We start from the raw sequence: 3,636 nt of genomic DNA, 5'->3' as shown, positions 1-3,636 counted from the left end.
AAATGGTAATGCCGGGTGACAACGTTGAAATGTCAGTAGAGCTAATTCACCCAATCGCAATGGACCCAGGTCTACGTTTTGCGATCCGTGAAGGTGGTCGTACAGTTGGTGCTGGTGTAGTTGCTAAAGTAACTCTATAATCAGTATTGATTGTATAAAAAAGCGCTCCTTTGGGGGCGCTTTTTTTATGTGTAATAATTTTTATATAGATTGCTCGGGTTATAAAAATAATTTCACTTATCATTATTTTCTCTCCTTATGTCCTTAACTGATATTTTCCTGACCTTATCTGCACTTATAGCAATTTTTTAAATACGTAATATAAGAATGAAGAAAAACAAACATAAGCGAATTAAACAAAGTCATTTTGCTAGATAGGAGTAAGAGTCATGAATGCAAAGGTCAATATTAGCAATCGTGCAGGTGCAAGCTTTCCTGTGCGTCGTATGAATTTTGATTTTGATCACGTGCCAGAATATTGGATGAATGGTTCTGCAGGTCTGACTCATTTTATGACTGCATTATCTGCCTTGTTTCCAGCGGGTGAAAAATTCTTTATTGATAGCGTACGTGCAGTGCGTCAACATCCAACCATTAAAGATAATGAAGCTTTGCAAAAAGAAATTTCTGCATTTATTGGTCAAGAAGCTATGCATACGCATGAGCATGTGGGTTTTAATGCTTCAGCACAAAAGTATGGGCATGATGTCGATACACTCGATCGTTATACCGATAAAGTCATTCAAACCACGCGTAAGTTTATGGCAAAAATGGGTAAGCCCCTCGGCATTACGCAGGAAATGATTGATTTGACGGCGACTACAGCACTTGAGCATTTTACTGCCACCATTGCTTCAGAATTATTACGTAATCTGCATATCCAAACACTAATGACTGATCAGACGATGGCAACCATGTGGGCATGGCATGCAATTGAAGAAAATGAACATAAGGCAGTCGCCTATGATGTTTTTGAAGGTGTATTTGGTCAGGGTCCAAAAGCATATGTTTTACGTACCGGATCTTTAACCCTCGCAATGGTAATTTTGTTTATTACCCAATCCTACTTTCTTGTGCGGTTACTAAAAGCTGATAATCAATTAAATCTTGAATCTTTAAAAGAAATTTATGCTTATGCCTATAGCCCATCTAAAGGTATTATTACGGGTATGGGTAAGGAAATGTGGGCTTATTTTAAACCGGGTTTTCATCCGAATGATTTAGATACTGTCGGTTTGTTGGTGAATTGGAAAGCTAAATTGGGTTTTTAAGATGTGTTGACGCTTTGGGCAATCGATATTGCCCTTTTTTTTACTCGATTTTTTATGCAAAGTTTCTATAATGCCAAGTTCATGTTATTTAAAAGATGAACGAAGATGATTCGTTTAATGCAAAAAGCGGACGTTAGCCGCATCGCTCAAATTGAGCAATTGGTACAAAGCCATCCGTGGACGGCAAAACAGTTTGAAGATGCTATCGAAAATTATCACAGCACAGTCATTGAACAAAATGGTCAAGTGGTCGGTTTTTGTATACTGCAACCAGTGCTGGATGAAGCTAATCTTTTACTGATGGCCATTCACCCCAGTCAGCAGGGCAAAGGGCTAGGCTTTCAATTGCTTGAAGCATCAATTGCGCAATTGAAAAATAATCCGCTACAAATCTTCTTGGAAGTACGGGAAAGTAATCAGGCGGCAATTGCACTGTATGAAAAAGCCGGTTTCCATCAAATTGATTTACGTAAAAATTATTATCCAAAGCCAGATGGTTCTCGCGAGCATGCCATTATTATGGTGAAATCATGCAGTGATGATTTTTCTAAACTTTTTAAATCGTAAATTTTTTTAAATCATCAATAATATTATTTGATAATTGGGTTATTCCATCCGGATGGCAGCGTCGTCATTAGCGAGTTTCCCAGTTGTTGAATTTCTTCTTGATTGAGCAAGCGGTTTAAACGGCGCCATTGTCCATCAATTAAAAGCTCCAAAGGAATATATTGAGATTTATAATTCATTTTATTGGAATGCGGCACCCAATAGCCTAAATAAACATAAGACAAACCTAAAGCTTTGGCATGTTCAATTTGTTTAAGTACTGCAAATACGCCAAGTGAGCGCCGACTCTCATCCGGATCGAAAAAAGTATAAACCGCGGAAACTCCATCATCTAAAGGATCACAACTTGAAACGCAAATAAGATTATCATCTTTCCAAAATTCAACAAAAAAACTGTCTGTGCAGCTATGCACTAAAAATTTTTCGAATTGATCGAGAGTGGGGGGGAACATATCCCCATCTGCATGGCGCTCGTAAATATAGCGTTCATACAAAGCATAATGAATGTCAGATGCATCTGCAGTGCGAGTAATTTTCACAGTCAGGTCTTGATTTCGTTGCCATGCCTTCTTTTGCATACTGTTCATGTGGAAATCACTGACAGGTACACGACTGGATAAGCATTGGCGGCATAGGTGGCATTCAGGACGATAGACGAAATCACCACTGCGACGAAATCCTAAACGAGAAAGTTCGGATAAACTCACCACATCAATACGATGTGCAGGATCTAAAAAGACCATCCGCGCTGATTTATTTTTTAGGTAACTACAGCTATGCGGTGGCGTAATATAATACTGTAAATCATTTAATAGGGATTTTGGGTGATACGAATTCATGGCAATCCCTCTGTTATTTTCATTCAATTAATCGTGCGTATTGCGCTATTGTTTTACTTGAAAATACACCTTCTTGATATTTTTTCCAATCTATACCGGGCTGTTTAACAACATCTTGTAACGAATTAAGATACGATTGGCGAGAAAGCGTACAGGCGCCTAGGCTTAAAAGGTGATCGTTGACCAGTTGACAGTCAATCCAAGGCAGATGATTTTCCTGACCAAGCAGCATTAAAGTGTAAAAAGCCATTTTTGAAACGTCGGTTTGGGTGCTAAACATCGATTCACCAAAACAGCCACGTCCAATGGTCACACCATACAGACCACCCACCACTTTGCCTTCATCCCATACTTCAATGCTATAGCCATAGCCTGCATCAAATAAGTGACAGTATCCCTCAATAATCTCTTCAGAAATCCAGGTATCTTCAGCATAACTACGCGGCAGGGAACAGCAGCGTATTACCTGTTCAAAAGCATGATTAACTGTAATTTTATAATCAAACTTTTTCATATTACGTACGAGCGATTTGCTTGGGTGATAATCCTGCGGACGAATAATGCAACGTGGTTCAGGACTCCACCAGCAAATCGGATCGCCTTCTGAAAACCATGGAAACAGACCGTGGGTGTAAGCTTCAAAAAGCGTAGCAGGGGAGAGGTCAGCACCTATGCAAATTAGCCCTTGCTCATCGGGATCAGCTTCGATAGGATCGGGAAAAATGAATTCTGAGGGAGGAAGTAGATGCATGGTAGGCCTGAAATAAAACTATAGATAAATCATAATCTAATTTTAGCAATAAAAAAGCCGCCCAATCTGATCTGACCCCCGAAAGTTGGACGGTTTGATTAAGCAGCTTTTAAGGACTGTTTCCTGTACTCTACAGGACTCAGTCCTTTTAATTTAACCTTGATTCGTTCATGGTTGTAATAGTGAATATATTCTTTCACGGTTTGCT

Annotated in this window: 5 protein-coding genes and 1 pseudogene; 3 read left to right on the top strand and 3 right to left on the bottom strand. The window is 39.2% G+C overall.

Going from position 1 to position 3,636, the window contains the following annotated elements; genetic code table 11:
* The 3 genes and pseudogenes from ACKI4H_RS09615 to rimI all read left to right on the top strand — a co-directional run.
* Positions 1 to 140 (top strand): annotated as a pseudogene (locus ACKI4H_RS09615) (elongation factor Tu); the annotation flags it as partial.
* A gap of 249 nt (positions 141 to 389) precedes the next feature.
* Positions 390 to 1,271, top strand: a complete 882-nt coding sequence (locus ACKI4H_RS09610; RefSeq protein WP_407305328.1) for a metal-dependent hydrolase — start codon at positions 390 to 392, stop codon at positions 1,269 to 1,271.
* A 105-nt stretch (positions 1,272 to 1,376) separates the two neighbouring features.
* Positions 1,377 to 1,838 carry a ribosomal protein S18-alanine N-acetyltransferase gene (rimI, locus tag ACKI4H_RS09605; protein WP_407305327.1) on the top strand — a complete coding sequence of 154 codons (462 nt, stop codon included), beginning with the start codon at positions 1,377 to 1,379 and terminating at the stop codon, positions 1,836 to 1,838.
* Between the two features lie 23 nt (positions 1,839 to 1,861).
* Here the strand turns inward: rimI and ACKI4H_RS09600 are convergent, their stop codons facing one another.
* From ACKI4H_RS09600 to ACKI4H_RS09590, 3 genes are all read right to left on the bottom strand, one after another.
* A complete protein-coding gene (locus tag ACKI4H_RS09600) occupies positions 1,862 to 2,677 on the bottom strand; it encodes an arginyltransferase (protein ID WP_407305326.1) in 816 nt (271 codons plus the stop codon).
* A gap of 19 nt (positions 2,678 to 2,696) precedes the next feature.
* Positions 2,697 to 3,428 carry a leucyl/phenylalanyl-tRNA--protein transferase gene (gene aat / locus ACKI4H_RS09595; protein ID WP_407305325.1) on the bottom strand — a complete coding sequence of 244 codons (732 nt, stop codon included), beginning with the start codon at positions 3,426 to 3,428 and terminating at the stop codon, positions 2,697 to 2,699.
* Between the two features lie 98 nt (positions 3,429 to 3,526).
* Positions 3,527 to 3,636, bottom strand: a 110-nt coding sequence (locus ACKI4H_RS09590) for an IS3 family transposase (RefSeq protein WP_407303884.1), incomplete at its 5' end; no start/stop codon positions are given.

The organism is Acinetobacter sp. (assembly GCF_045628685.1).
Classification (GTDB): Bacteria; Pseudomonadota; Gammaproteobacteria; order Pseudomonadales; family Moraxellaceae; genus Acinetobacter.
Note: the sequence above shows the minus strand (reverse complement) of the source record. Positions and strands in the feature narration are given on the sequence as shown.